The organism is Galbibacter kalidii (genome assembly GCF_026241135.1).
Lineage (GTDB): Bacteria > Bacteroidota > Bacteroidia > Flavobacteriales > Flavobacteriaceae > Galbibacter.
Window position 1 is genome coordinate 59,229 of the sequence record NZ_JAPFGA010000007.1, and the last position, 13,061, is coordinate 72,289.

Here is a 13,061-nt window from a genome sequence, read left to right on the forward strand (position 1 = left end):
TAAATTGAATTTTTATTTTTACAATGACAAGTTACCAAAAAGACACGCTTTTTATCTTGGTTAAATCCCTTTCGAAATCTGAAAAAAGGCAATTTAAATTGTATGTAAATCGATTGGGGGTAAATGCTGATGCTAAATTTTTGGCATTGTTTAACCTGTTGGACAAGATGCATCGCTATAGTGAAGGGGAGATATTAAAAAGCGGCATCGTTAAAAAACAGCAATTGTCAAACCTGAAGGCGCATTTATACAAACAGATATTGGTAAGCTTGCGTTTAAATCCCGTAAATCAAAATGTTCGTGTGCAAATACGCGAACAATTGGATTTCGCCACCATTCTCTACCATAAAGGACTCTACAAACAAAGCCTGAAGTTATTGGATAAGGCGAAATCCATGGCTATTGAAAATCAGGAAAAAGTGGTGGCCTACGAGATCGTGGAGTTTGAAAAAATCATAGAAACACAATATATTACCAGAAGTATTAGTGGTCGGGCTGATGAATTGGCCATACAGGCAAAAGAATTGAGCATTCAGAATGTGTTGACGAGCAAGTTGTCCAACCTTTCACTACAACTCTATGGGATCATGCTGAAATTCGGTTATGTAAAAAGTGATGAAGAATATAAATGGATCACCGATTATTACTCGGCACATATGCCAAAATTCAAACTTTCTGAATTGGATTTCAGGGAAAAACTATGGCTTTACAAAGCGCAATTGTGGTATAGCTTCCTGATTCAGGATTTTTTATCGTGTTATAAATACTCCTTGAAATGGGTGGAACTTTTTTATGAAAACGAACAGATGATTTATTTGAATCCGGTGTTTTTCCTAAAAGGGAATAACTATTTATTGGAATCGATGTTTTATGTGAAATACCGCTCCGGATTTGAAGAAACCCTCGACCGTTTGGAAGCTACCATTAACAACAAAAAATTTCCGAAGAACGACAATATTGAAGTATTGGCATTTCTATACATCTGCAGCAATAAACTGAATCTTCACTTCCTTGAAGGCTCTTTTGAAGACGGACTATACCTGGAAGAGGAGATTGTGGATGGTTTAAAACAATACCGCGATAAAATAGATGAACACCACATTATGGTGCTTTATTATAAAATTGCTTGTTTGCACTTTGGAAATGGCGATAACAAAAAATGTATTTCATACCTGAAAAAGATTATCGAAAACAAGAATCTCAGCATGCGTGAAGATTTGATGTGTTTTGCACGGGTATTGAGTCTGGTGGCGCATTATGAGGCAGGAATGGACTATCATTTGGAGGTACAACTCAAAAGTACCTATAAGTTCCTGCTCAAAATGAATGACCTGCACGAGGTGCAAAAGGAAATGATCAAGTTTTTGAAAAACCTCGGGGAGATCTATCCGCACGAATTAAAAGATGAATTCAAAAAATTGCACAAAACCCTGAAAAAATATGAAGACCATCCGTATGAGAAACGCGCTTTTCTATATTTGGATATTATCTCTTGGTTGGAAAGTAAAATAGAAAACCGGCCTGTGGCTGAGATTATTCAGGAAAAAGCCAAACAATTCATCCGATAACTCTTCTTTTTGATGCGGAACAACCAATATTTCAAACACATTTTAGAAATCAACCTTGCGGTACTTTTCATCAGTACCTCGGGTGTCCTCGGAAGATACATCACATTACCCCCTGAACAGACGATTATGTTTAGGGCGATGCTAGCCATGGTTTTTGTTTTTCTTTTTTGTAGATACAAGAAATACAATCTCGGGATCGAGAAGGGGAAAGACCTGAAGATTGTTATTCTTTGTGGTGTTTTCTTTGGAATTCATTGGGTGACCTATTTTTACGCCTTACAGCTTTCGAGTGTAGCCATCGGAATGCTTTCCATATATACCTATCCGGCAATTACTTCCTTTTTGGAACCACTTATTTTAAAGACAAGATTCAGGAAATCCCACGTAGGCTTAGCAGTGTTGGTGCTTGCCGGAGTTTATTTTTTGGTCCCCGAAGTAAGTTTCAAGAATCAACATTTTATTGCTGTGTTATTTGGGGTGACCTCGGCTTTCTTTTATGCCCTTCGGAATATTTTAATGAAACCCAAAGTAGAAAAATACAACGGATCGGTCTTGATGCTCTATCAGCTTGTGATTATTTCTATACTTTTGAGTCCGCTGCTCTTTAAAACCAATTTTGTGGATGTAAAACCGCAATTGTGGGCCATTTGTTTTCTCGCTCTGTTGACCACCACTGTCGGACATACACTTTTGTTGATGAGCTTTAGGCATTTCAGTGCTACTACTGCGAGTATTATGAGCAGCGTACAACCCATTTACGGGATATTAATGGGCATGTTGTTTTTAGGGGAATTCCCGGCATGGCATACCATCATTGGGGGAGCATTGATCTTAAGTGCTGTTTTTATTGAAAGTATACGGACGGTGAAGGATAACAAAAACAGTGACGAAAAAACTAAAGTTTAGGTTAATAATTCTGAATAACTCACTAAGTGAGATTTGACATGATTAGCACATTTAAATACATCTTACTCACTACACACATCCCAAACAGGATCCTTGGGCAGGGGAGCGGTAAAGAACATTTTTTCTTTTTTTACCGGATGAGTGAATTCGAGTTTATGGGCGTGTAGATGTATGCTTGCATTTTTGTTACTTCGGTCAAAGCCGTATTTCAAATCGCCTTTTATTGGACTCCCAATTGCGGAAAGCTGTGATCGGATTTGATGGTGCCTTCCCGTTTCCAATTCAACCTCAAGTAAAAAGTAACGGTCTAGCGCTTTGATGGTTTTGTAATGTAAAACTGCTTTTTTGCTGTCCGGTACTTCGTTTTTATGGGCGTAGGATTTGTTTTGTTTCGGATTGCGTTTCATCCAGTGAACAAGTATGTCGGATGGTTTTTCGGGCTTGTTTTTTACTACTGCCCAATAGGTTTTTTTGGCTTCTTTTTCTTTAAAGAGTTTATTCAGTCGAGGTAAGGCCTTGGACGTTTTGGCAAAAAGAACAATACCGCTCGTGGGTCGGTCCAGGCGGTGAACAACCCCCAGATATACATTTCCCGGTTTGTTGTATTTCTCCTTGAGATAGCTCTTTACTACCTCAGACAGAGGTTTGTCGCCCGTTTTATCTCCTTGAACAATATCCCCCGCACGTTTGTTTACCACGATAATGTGGTTGTCTTCATAGAGCACCTGAAGATTGTTTTTATTGGAGAGGGCTTTCATTGTAGATTGTTAGAGAGTTAGACTTTTAGAGCTTTAGAGCTTTAGATTTATAGATTATTAGATTATTAGATTTTTTGAGTGTTAGATTCATTAGAATTATGGGATTAACCTTTTCCTTGTTTTAACGTTGATTTGAATTTGGAAATCATTTTTATAACTTCTTCTAATTCGTTGGAATGGATTCTTAATTTCTCTTCTGATATAAAATTGAGATCAAATGAGATAAGTAATTGTGTTTGTATCTCATAAGTAGAACCAATGGCGATTTCAATAAAACGAGCAAAATCTTTGTTAGAATGTCTTGATGACCCTTCGGCTATATTGGAAGGTATTGAAACAGCAGCCCTTCTTAACTGATTTGTGAGACCATACTTTTCAGCTTTAGGAAATTTTGATGTGAGCTTGTAGATACTTGAGCAAAATACCCTGCTTCTTTTCCATATTTCTAAATCTTTAAACCGATGCATAAAATTATATCTAAAAATCTAACAATCTAATATTGCTCCTCATCATTAGGGAATTCCCCGGATTTTACGTCTTCTGAGTATTGTTCAAAGGCATTATTCATTTCTTCATATAAATTAAGGTAACGACGTAAAAAACGCGGATGGAATTCGTGTGTCATTCCCAACATATCATGAGTCACCAAAACTTGTCCGTCCACACCATTTCCGGCACCGATACCAATAATAGGGATAGAAACTGATTCCGCTACTTCTGTGGCGAGTTTCGCTGGGATTTTTTCTAATACGATGGCAAAACATCCGGCTTTTTCCAAAAATTTAGCGTCTTCTTTCAATTTTTCGGCTTCTTCTTCTTCTTTGGCCCTAACGGTGTATGTCCCGAATTTATAGATCGACTGGGGGGTGAGTCCCAAATGGCCCATCACCGGGATTCCGGCATGTAATATTCTTTTGACGGATTCTTTTATTTCTTTACCACCTTCCAATTTCACAGCGTGCGCCCCACTTTCTTTCATGATCCTGATGGCAGAGCGCAGCGCTTCTTTGGGATCGGATTGATAACTCCCGAAAGGAAGATCGATCACCACCAAAGCCCTTTGTACCGCCCTGATCACCGATGAGGCATGATAGATCATCTGATCCAGGGTGATGGGAAGGGTAGTTTCATGTCCGGCCATGACATTACTGGCGGAATCACCAACCAAAATAACATCAATACCAGCACCGTCTACAATCTTTGCCATGGTAAAATCATATGCAGTCAGCATAGATATTTTTTCATTATCCTTTTTCATTTCTACCAAGGATTTGACGGTAACTCTTTTGTATTCTTTTTTAACTACAGACATTTTCTTGTTTTTTTTCAAAGTGATAAAATTACTGTTTTTCAGGAGAAATTATCTATTTATTGATTAAAGAAATTGAGTGTCGACTTACTAAGTGAGATTTAATCCCGATAACTATCGGGAGCTTCGACGCCTGCCTTTGTCGGCAGACAGGCTTGCGTCAAAATGTTTTTTAGGTTTTCTAACAATTCTGTCCTAAATAAATTTTTACCTGTTCATTTTTTAGCTCACGCCCTTTTCTATTTTTAATTTGAGTTCGTGAACCTCCGTTGTCGGTTTCCATTGATGAAAAAACGAACCAAAAAAATCTAGGCTGACGATAAAAACATAAGAAAATACTACGGAATCCCCAGCCACACCTACCTGCCGGCAGGCAGGGATAAAAATAACTCATTCCGCCTGAGTCATTATTCCCTCGCGCCGGCTGGCCCCGTCGCTAAAAACATCCACTGGATGTTTTTTTAACGCTTGGTCCTATCGTAGGCCGGAACCAAACCACAAACGTTGAAATTTCATCTAAACCTCAGCAAATTCAGTATGTTTTAAAAATTCAATAAAAACGTTTTGGACGCTATTAGTTTTCTAACTAATATCTTGTGAACCTATCCTATGGTAGTTTACTGTTCATCACTTTCAGGAGTTGATAATTCACGATAAAGCGTATTCAGTAAAGTGCCATTATCGGCATGATATTCCCAAAACATAGCACCGCCCATTTTCTTTTCTTTGATCAGTTGGGTTTTTTCTTTCAGTGAATTTGAACTTTCATACGAAATAAAGGTTCGTGTTTTTTTATTCCATAAAAATGGGGCTTTGGCCTTTTTATCCCACAATTGTTGAAAATTCCCTTTGGCAATACTATCAGAAATGTCCCTATACGGAATACTGAAACCGCCTTTGCTTGCCCACTGATGCAAGCCATTGTTCTCTTCTTGAACTCCATACCATCCACGACCGTAAAAAGCGACGCCCATAACCAATTTTTCAACAGGGGCCCCTGCTTCAATGTGTTGATTTATAGCTTTTAGAACACTACGTTTGTTAGCGGTGGTGTCTGTAGCTGATTCATAAAGGTTACAGTGGTGTCCCGTTTCTGTGTTCCATTCCCCGTGAAAATCATACCCCATGATGTTGATATAATCGAGGTAGTGGTGAAGCGTGTCCATTTCTATATGATCCAAATACTTCTGATTAGCTCCACTGGCGATGGTGAGCAGGTAATTTTCATCGGTAACACTCGTAAGCGAATCTAATTTCTCGCGAATGCGTTTTAAAGCGAGCGTAAAATTTCCCTTGTCTTCAGACCTGTACGTGTTTCCCTCACCGGGTTGTCCGGGATATTCCCAGTCCAGATCGATACCGTTTAATTTGTGTTTCAGAATGAAATCGGCAGCACTGTTAGCAAAAACCTCGCGAGATGTTTTGGTGAGCACTGCATCCGAAAAGTGATCGGACCAAGACCATCCACCGACAGAAACCAAAAGTTTTAGGTCCGGGTTTATCGATTTCATGGTATTGATCTTGGCCAATCGCAGGGAATCTTTGCTGTGCCCTTCTATAATTTTACCATCTTTTATATTGGCAAAGGCATAATTGATATGCGTTAGCTTTTCAACTGCAATACTGTCGGCTGTATTGTTTATGTGTCCGCTATAAACATACCCCACAATGGTATAGGTTTTTTGGTCTTGACTGTGCCCTAATGCATAGATCAACAGGAAAATACCTGTGAAAAAGATGCCCCTCTTCATAGCTAATTAATGTTAGTTGATAGTTATTATCTCCCTTCTTAGGGATTTACTCTATAAATTTAGTAAGAATTTATAACGTATAGGAATATGAGGGTCAAAAAGATATTTTTTAAACTATTTTCCCATCAACCATGGTCATTTTTCTGTCGGCCATATCAGCCAATTCTTCGTTGTGGGTGACGATGACGAAAGTTTGTCCGAATTGGTCACGGAGCTCAAAAAAGAGTTTATGAAGCTTGTCGGCACTTTCAGAATCGAGATTTCCGCTGGGTTCATCGGCAAAAACGATAGATGGGTTGTTGATCAATGCCCTGGCAACAGCCACCCGTTGTTGCTCACCTCCCGAAAGTTCGTTGGGTTTGTGATTCATCCGGTATGACAATCCGAGGAAATCCAAGAGCTCACCGGCTCGTTTTTCAGCCTCTTTTCTTGGGGATTTTTTGATAAATGCCGGAATGCAAACATTTTCAAGTGCTGTAAATTCAGGTAATAATTGATGGAATTGAAAGATGAAACCAATATGTTCATTTCTGAATTTGGCCAGGTCTTTATCACCGAGCTTACTTACTTCCTTATCATTTATATGGAGCTGTAGTTCTTTGAGCTTATCAGGCTTGTCCAATGTGCCAAGGATTTGAAGAAGGGTGGTTTTTCCGGCACCCGAGGGTCCCACAATAGAAATCACTTCGCTTTTGTCGATATGGATATCAACCCCTTTTAGGACTTCCAACGTTCCGAACGTTTTGTGAATATTTACAGCTTTTATCATAATTTATATTGTACTCCGTTTTGTAGTTCACAAAGGAAACAAAAATAGCCAGATTTCTGATTTGATTGGCCTTTATTTACTTTTTCTTGCCTATTTTTAAATCGGTTTTGATTTAAAAACCAGAAATTTTAGGTATATTTTCCATTGCAAAGTAAAGATTATTGAGTTATACAAATAAATACTATTTACAATTTTTTTATTACCAAGAAGATAAATATTATATGGTAGTTTACATTAAAATTGTTGATTCTCTGCGTTTTTTGCGATAATATCGAGACACTAAGAATCCGTAAAAAGCGCAAAGAGTATATGGAACTTAATAAAATAACTCTAAAAGATTAATATTCATTTTTAAATAAAATAAATGGCATACAAAATACTAGAGGAGTACAATATCAAGATAACTGATAAGGTACGGGATCAATATAAACAAATTATAGAGGACATTGGGGAGGATTCCGGCCGTGACGGACTCATAAAAACACCGGAAAGGGCAGCAAAAGCAATACAATTCCTAACTCAGGGGTATCATCAGGACGCCTCTGAAATTCTTACAGGGGCCATGTTTAAGGAAGATTATAACGAAATGGTGATCGTAAAGGATATTGAAGTGTACTCTTTGTGTGAACATCATATCTTGCCATTTTTTGGCAAGGCACACATCGCTTATATCCCCGACGGATATATCGTGGGATTAAGTAAGTTGGCCAGAGTGGTCGATATTTTTGCCCGTCGCTTGCAGGTACAGGAGCGACTTACACACGATATTTTGGAGTGTATCAACGAAACACTAAAACCTCAAGGGGTTGCCGTAGTAATTGAGGCCTGCCATATGTGTATGATGATGAGGGGTGTACAAAAACAAAATTCGATGACAACCACTTCGGGGTTCAGGGGGCAGTTTGAAAAACAAGAAACCCGTAACGAATTCCTAAAACTGATAAGCTCGGACCTAGCGTAATATTTTGGCATTTTTATTGTTATTCAATATGCATGGAAATCAATTAATTAAAATATGACGGAAAATAAATACAAAAAACTGTTTTTGGGATTGTTGTTTGACGCTTTTGGGATGCTTTCTTTTGTTATCCCCGGCATAGGGGAATTCTCCGATGTGATTTGGGCACCCGTTGCCGGATGGTTAATGACACGTTTGTACAAAGGCAGGGTAGGGCAAACAGCAGGAGTAATTGCATTTATTGAAGAGTTGGTTCCCGGAATGGATGTTGTTCCTACTTTTACCATTACATGGCTTTATACTTACGTACTTAAAGGCAAGAAAGCAGGAAAGACAGCTACTTCATCAAAATAATTTACACACTAAGCGAACCCTGGGGAAAAGAAAAACCCCGAAAACTTTTAAAATGCTTTTCGGGGTTTAACATATAAACTTGGGGGAATTACTTTCCTTGTTTTTTTATTGATAAATAAAATACCTAGAGAACAACACTTAATCCAACGTTGATGTTCCTGCCGATATTGTATATACCGTCTGTTTTTAATCGGGACAAATGAGAAACGTACTCCTTGTCCAGGATATTATTGGCCGTTACTTTTAGATTGACAAATTGTTGAAATAACTTTATGTTGGCTCCAAATCCGGTATTGATTAAGGTGTATCCACCTGTTCGGGTTTCAAACTGACCTATATTGTCTTTGTCAAAAACACTTTGCATGCTTACAAACGCATATTTTTTGGTAAAGTTGTCGTTGTTGAATTCAACCCGAAAAGTATTGGTCAATTTATTGGCAGGAATAAGGGGTAAATACTCATCACTATCGGTCAATTTTCCGGTTACGGTTTCAAAACTACTTTCCAAATGCAACCAATCCAAAGGGTGGGGGTGGATATGAAATCCGGCTTCCCCTCCATATAGATTGCTGTTGGCTTGTACGTATTGATATACAGGATCCTCTTCTATAAATGTCCCTGTGGGTTGTAAATAAATGTAATCGCTTATAGTGTTATAAAAACCGTTGACAAAAAATTCAAAATGTTCATTTTCATATTCCAAAGAGAGATCAGTTTGAAAGTTTTGCTCGTTCTCCAACTCGGGATTTCCTATTTCATATCTGTTGGCTCCACTATGTCCACCGTTTGACATGAGTTCCCCCAAGTTGGGCGCACGGAATCCGGTAGCAAGATTGAGTCTTGCTATAAAATTTTTCATTAAATTGGCTCTGTAACCGGCAGATACATTAAAGCTATTAAAGTTTTTATTTAACTCTGAAAAATAGGATTCCCCTTCAGGCTGACCGGTTTCTTTGGTGTCGATCTTTCGGGTATCAAAACGCAATCCGAATTGAATATCACTGTTTTTCATGTGATAATGTGTCGTTGCCATAGCACCAAAATCGACTGTACTTGCATCGGGAATCAGAAGCTCTTCTCCAAAGTTTTCATTGCTTTGATGCATCCCCTGCACACCTGCGATGGTTTCAAAACTCCCAATTTCAGGCATGTGATATTGTACATTATAGCTTAAGGTATGAAGCTTCATATTCAACGCAGCTTCTTCACCTTCTTCGTGTTCGTCCTCATGCTCCTCTTCTTCATGTTCCTCTTCTTCCTCTTCATGGTGATGGTCTTCAAACTCCCTTCTATTATTGGCGATATAACCCAAAGTGACGTCTAAGTAACTGGTGTCAAAAAACAGTGTACTCCTAGAGCTTACCACATGGTTGTCTATTTCCTGATATGGCTCCAATAGGTTTCTATCCCTATTTTGAACACCGATTTCTTCAGGAATACCAAGGTTCGATCTGTTGAAGTTATAACGAACTTCAGTTTTAAAGGTGTTGTCTTGGTAGCCAAAACCGGATTTGATGTCGTATTCGTTAAATCGGGAATTGGTAGTGTAAAGTCCGTTTCCGGCTTCATAATCGGCATGAGAGGCATAAGCCCCGCGGACTAGAAATTTCAACTTATCTCCTGAGGTTTTAAACCCGGCATTGGCGTTATAACCTTCGGTATTGGTGAAATAATTAAGGTTGATATCCCCTTCGGTATCGTTTTGGGCTGCAAATTTTTCAGGATTCAAATAAAGAACTCCACCCAAAGCATCCGAACCATAGAGTAGGGAAGCAGGACCTTTAATAACTTCTACGCTTTCTATACCAGCATCGTTGACTCCGAGTCCGTGCTCGTCTCCAAATTGTTGATTTTCCATACGGATACCCTGTGTGTAAACCAACACCCTGTTGGCGCTTAGTCCGCGAATCACAGGTTTACCAATACCCACACCGGTAGAAACGGTCTCTACTCCTGCAATGTTGGTAATACCATCTGAAAGCGTCATGGCACCTTTGCTTTTTAGTGCTTCAATACTTTGTCGTTCGATTTTCATCACGTTTTCACTCTGTAGTTTATGAAAAGGTGTGGAAACGATCACCTGTTCAATTTCGATGGCCGATGGCGATAGTTGGATGTTCAACAAGGTCTTTCCGGTGATATTGACGTTTTCTGAATGGGTTTTATACCCAACGGAAGAAATAACAATCTTATATGTTCCCTCTGGTAGATTTTCCAAGATGTAGTTTCCCGATTCGTCAGAGTTGACACCTTTGTCCAATTGCGGAAAATGAACCGAAGCAAAGGGAACAACCTTATTGTTTTCGGCATTTGTAATAGTTCCGTTGATCGAATTTTGTGAATATATAGTGGTTGCTATGCCTATAAATAGCATAAACAATAAAAACTTATTCATCCTTTTTATTTTAAATTTTTAAGACCTCTGTTTTCCTTATAAGAATAGGGTTCCAAATATTATTGTGGTTGGTGGGTTATGATGCTAAAGACATTAGCATGCTGGAGGACCACGAAGCAAAAAATGGGGTTGTTGATATTCGCCTAAAAAAAGATAATGGTTGAAGCTCTGTTTTGACGGAATTTCAAAAATGTCAAACGTGATTTCTTCAGGAGTGAATGCTATTTTACTGTTGTAGTGAAACTTAAAAAGCTTACAGTCTAGATCCGTTTCGTGAAAGTGTACTTTTGTATGATCACTACATTCAACATGGGTGTGTGAGAAAAAAACATGAGAAAACTTTAATGCAGAAGGGAGTAGTAGTGCTGTGATGAGCACTGAGGAAAAGAATCCGACTATAATGTGCTTTAAGATTTTCAAAATAGGTTTTTTTATTACAATATTCTCCCGAAAGCTTTCAGAAAAATATGTCCCCTCAAGTCCCAATAGCTATCGGGATTAGGGATATTTATTTGATTTTAATGCCAAACCAGCGTAGCATTTTCTTTTCGAAGTTCCAAAAAAACTGAAACTGTCCGAAAAGCCATCCAAAGAAAATCAATAATACTTGATAAATAGGAAAGATTAACAAAATTCTAACAGGCCAATATATCAATGGATGTAGTGTTTCTTTGTCAAGTCCGATAAGCGCTGCCAGAGGAGCAGCAAGTTTAGCTGCACATGATCCCGTGATGGCAAATACGACAAAAATGACAAAAAGCTGGAAGTTGGATGTCACGCCCCAGCGCTGTTTTAATTTTTCCATAAACAATCTTTCGGCACAAAAGTACATCAATTTTGCCATCTGTAAAAAGTCTTGTTGTGGATTATTAGGGTAAGTGTCAAACAATCAAATCATAATGAACTATAAAAACCCCGTTAGGGGTGAAATATTAATGGAAAGAAAGAATATGCGTTGACATATTTTTAAGCCCTGTAGGGGCAACATATAAACACACGGTTTTTTCATTCCCAATATCAATTTCATCAAATATTTATTTGTACTATATTTATGCTAAATCCAAGAAACCCATGAACAGACGTGATTTTATGAGTAAAACAACCTTAGGTGCACTAACCGTAGCAGTTGGTGCTCCTGTAGTTTACGGACATTTGATGCCCAATGGTTATAAACCTTTGGCATTACAAGACCCGGATCCTTTTAGTTTGTTTAAAAAGGATAAGGAGATGAAGGTTTTAAACGATCGCCCGTGGAATATAGAAGCAAGGGCACATTTACTGAATGACAAGATAACACCCAATCATTCCATGTTTATTCGTAACAATGGTTTACTCCCTGAAAATATAGATATAAAACAGTGGACGCTTACCATAGACGGTGAGTCGGTTACTGAGCAAAAAACATATACGCTTGACGAATTAAAAACACGTTTTAAACACCATACCTATCAGCTTACTTTGGAATGTGCCGGCAACGGACGAAAAGAATTCAATCCGCCGGCGAAGGGTAATCAGTGGGGGCTTGGTGCTGTGCATTGCTGTGAGTGGACAGGCATTCGTTTACGGGATGTGTTGGATGAAGTGGGGATAAATGATGCTGCTGTTTACATCGGTTACCATGCCGCTGATATTCACCTGAGCAGGGATCCTGGAAAAGAACCGATCTCCAGGGGTGTTCCGATGGCAAAAGCATATCAGGAGGAGACTTTGTTGGCTTTTCAGATGAATGGGGAGGACATTCCCATGGCTCATGGCTATCCGTTGCGATTGATCGCCGGAGGATGGCCAGCCTCGGCTTCAGGAAAGTGGATCAACCGCATTAGCGTGAGAAATCAAGTGCACGATGGCACCAAAATGACAGGAAAGGCTTATAGGGTGCCGTGTAAACCGGTAGCTCCCGGATCAGAAGTAAAAGACGAAGATATGTGCATCATAGAATCCATGCCGGTCAAGTCGCTGATCACCTATCCGCGTTCGGGTGCCATTCTTAAATCAGGACAACAACTGAATATCAACGGACACGCCTGGGCGGGGGAACTGGAAGTTTCTAAAATGGAATATTCCATCGACTTTGGAGCGACATGGAAAGCATGTGATTTGGAAAAACCCGTCAACCGATTGGCATGGCAGCATTTTTCGGCGAGTGTTTCGTTTCCGGAAGTGGGTTATTATGAAGTTTGGGCGCGGGCAACCGATTCAAAAGGTCGAAGTCAGCCCATGCTACTCCCGGGCTGGAACCCAAAAGGATATTTGAACAACGCCTGCCATAGAATTGCAGTAAAAGTAAGTTGAG

12 protein-coding genes are annotated in these 13,061 nt (G+C 39.1%); 5 read left to right on the plus strand and 7 right to left on the minus strand.

Translation table 11 applies throughout. From position 1 onward, the window contains the following. The first annotated feature begins 23 nt into the window (after window positions 1–23). Window positions 24–1,568 (plus strand): hypothetical protein, encoded by a 1,545-nt coding sequence (locus tag OOZ15_RS09070; RefSeq protein ID WP_265956002.1) that lies wholly within the window; start codon window positions 24–26, stop codon window positions 1,566–1,568. A 12-nt stretch (window positions 1,569–1,580) separates the two neighbouring features. After that, on the plus strand, window positions 1,581–2,474 hold the full coding sequence (locus tag OOZ15_RS09075) for a DMT family transporter (protein WP_265956006.1): 894 nt from the start codon (window positions 1,581–1,583) through the stop codon (window positions 2,472–2,474). 62 nt (window positions 2,475–2,536) lie between these two features. Here OOZ15_RS09075 and OOZ15_RS09080 read toward each other — a convergent pair whose 3' ends face one another. The 5 genes from OOZ15_RS09080 to OOZ15_RS09100 form a co-directional block, all read right to left on the minus strand. After that, entirely contained in the window at window positions 2,537–3,232 is a 696-nt protein-coding gene (locus OOZ15_RS09080) for an RluA family pseudouridine synthase (RefSeq protein WP_265956007.1), read from the minus strand. 104 nt (window positions 3,233–3,336) lie between these two features. Beyond that, window positions 3,337–3,699 (minus strand): four helix bundle protein, encoded by a 363-nt coding sequence (locus OOZ15_RS09085; RefSeq protein WP_265956009.1) that lies wholly within the window; start codon window positions 3,697–3,699, stop codon window positions 3,337–3,339. A gap of 26 nt (window positions 3,700–3,725) precedes the next feature. Beyond that, window positions 3,726–4,544, minus strand: a complete 819-nt coding sequence (gene panB, locus OOZ15_RS09090) for a 3-methyl-2-oxobutanoate hydroxymethyltransferase (RefSeq protein WP_265956011.1) — start codon at window positions 4,542–4,544, stop codon at window positions 3,726–3,728. 614 nt (window positions 4,545–5,158) lie between these two features. Next, a complete protein-coding gene (locus tag OOZ15_RS09095; RefSeq protein WP_265956012.1) occupies window positions 5,159–6,292 on the minus strand; it encodes a glycoside hydrolase family 18 protein in 1,134 nt (377 codons plus the stop codon). Window positions 6,293–6,401: 109 nt separating this feature from the next. After that, a complete protein-coding gene (locus OOZ15_RS09100; protein ID WP_265956013.1) occupies window positions 6,402–7,061 on the minus strand; it encodes an ABC transporter ATP-binding protein in 660 nt (219 codons plus the stop codon). 364 nt (window positions 7,062–7,425) lie between these two features. Here OOZ15_RS09100 and folE point away from each other — a divergent pair, with 364 nt between their 5' ends. Further along, window positions 7,426–8,022, plus strand: coding sequence for a GTP cyclohydrolase I FolE (gene folE / locus OOZ15_RS09105; RefSeq protein ID WP_265956015.1), 597 nt, complete (start codon window positions 7,426–7,428; stop codon window positions 8,020–8,022). Window positions 8,023–8,076: 54 nt separating this feature from the next. Beyond that, window positions 8,077–8,373, plus strand: a complete 297-nt coding sequence (locus tag OOZ15_RS09110; protein ID WP_265956017.1) for a hypothetical protein — start codon at window positions 8,077–8,079, stop codon at window positions 8,371–8,373. A gap of 124 nt (window positions 8,374–8,497) precedes the next feature. Here the strand turns inward: OOZ15_RS09110 and OOZ15_RS09115 are convergent, their stop codons facing one another. Together OOZ15_RS09115 and OOZ15_RS09120 are read right to left on the minus strand one after the other, a co-directional pair. Continuing rightward, on the minus strand, window positions 8,498–10,768 hold the full coding sequence (locus OOZ15_RS09115; RefSeq protein WP_265956019.1) for a TonB-dependent receptor: 2,271 nt from the start codon (window positions 10,766–10,768) through the stop codon (window positions 8,498–8,500). Window positions 10,769–11,276: 508 nt separating this feature from the next. Beyond that, window positions 11,277–11,573 carry a DUF6787 family protein gene (locus OOZ15_RS09120; RefSeq protein WP_265956190.1) on the minus strand — a complete coding sequence of 99 codons (297 nt, stop codon included), beginning with the start codon at window positions 11,571–11,573 and terminating at the stop codon, window positions 11,277–11,279. Between the two features lie 266 nt (window positions 11,574–11,839). On the opposite strand from OOZ15_RS09120, the gene OOZ15_RS09125 reads away from it, so the two are divergent. Then, on the plus strand, window positions 11,840–13,060 hold the full coding sequence (locus OOZ15_RS09125; protein ID WP_265956020.1) for a sulfite oxidase: 1,221 nt from the start codon (window positions 11,840–11,842) through the stop codon (window positions 13,058–13,060). Window position 13,061 lies beyond the last annotated feature (1 nt).

What these genes read in the sequence shown, in the direction of transcription:
- OOZ15_RS09070 (WP_265956002.1), top strand. Translation starts at nt 24, where the DNA reads ATGACAAGTTACCAAAAAGACACGCTTTTTATCTTGGTTAAATCCCTT.
- OOZ15_RS09075 (WP_265956006.1), top strand. Translation starts at nt 1,581, where the DNA reads ATGCGGAACAACCAATATTTCAAACACATTTTAGAAATCAACCTTGCG.
- OOZ15_RS09080 (WP_265956007.1), bottom strand. Translation starts at nt 3,232, where the DNA reads ATGAAAGCCCTCTCCAATAAAAACAATCTTCAGGTGCTCTATGAAGAC.
- OOZ15_RS09085 (WP_265956009.1), bottom strand. Translation starts at nt 3,699, where the DNA reads ATGCATCGGTTTAAAGATTTAGAAATATGGAAAAGAAGCAGGGTATTT.
- panB (WP_265956011.1), bottom strand. Translation starts at nt 4,544, where the DNA reads ATGTCTGTAGTTAAAAAAGAATACAAAAGAGTTACCGTCAAATCCTTG.
- OOZ15_RS09095 (WP_265956012.1), bottom strand. Translation starts at nt 6,292, where the DNA reads ATGAAGAGGGGCATCTTTTTCACAGGTATTTTCCTGTTGATCTATGCA.
- OOZ15_RS09100 (WP_265956013.1), bottom strand. Translation starts at nt 7,061, where the DNA reads ATGATAAAAGCTGTAAATATTCACAAAACGTTCGGAACGTTGGAAGTC.
- folE (WP_265956015.1), top strand. Translation starts at nt 7,426, where the DNA reads ATGGCATACAAAATACTAGAGGAGTACAATATCAAGATAACTGATAAG.
- OOZ15_RS09110 (WP_265956017.1), top strand. Translation starts at nt 8,077, where the DNA reads ATGACGGAAAATAAATACAAAAAACTGTTTTTGGGATTGTTGTTTGAC.
- OOZ15_RS09115 (WP_265956019.1), bottom strand. Translation starts at nt 10,768, where the DNA reads ATGAATAAGTTTTTATTGTTTATGCTATTTATAGGCATAGCAACCACT.
- OOZ15_RS09120 (WP_265956190.1), bottom strand. Translation starts at nt 11,573, where the DNA reads ATGGAAAAATTAAAACAGCGCTGGGGCGTGACATCCAACTTCCAGCTT.
- OOZ15_RS09125 (WP_265956020.1), top strand. Translation starts at nt 11,840, where the DNA reads ATGAACAGACGTGATTTTATGAGTAAAACAACCTTAGGTGCACTAACC.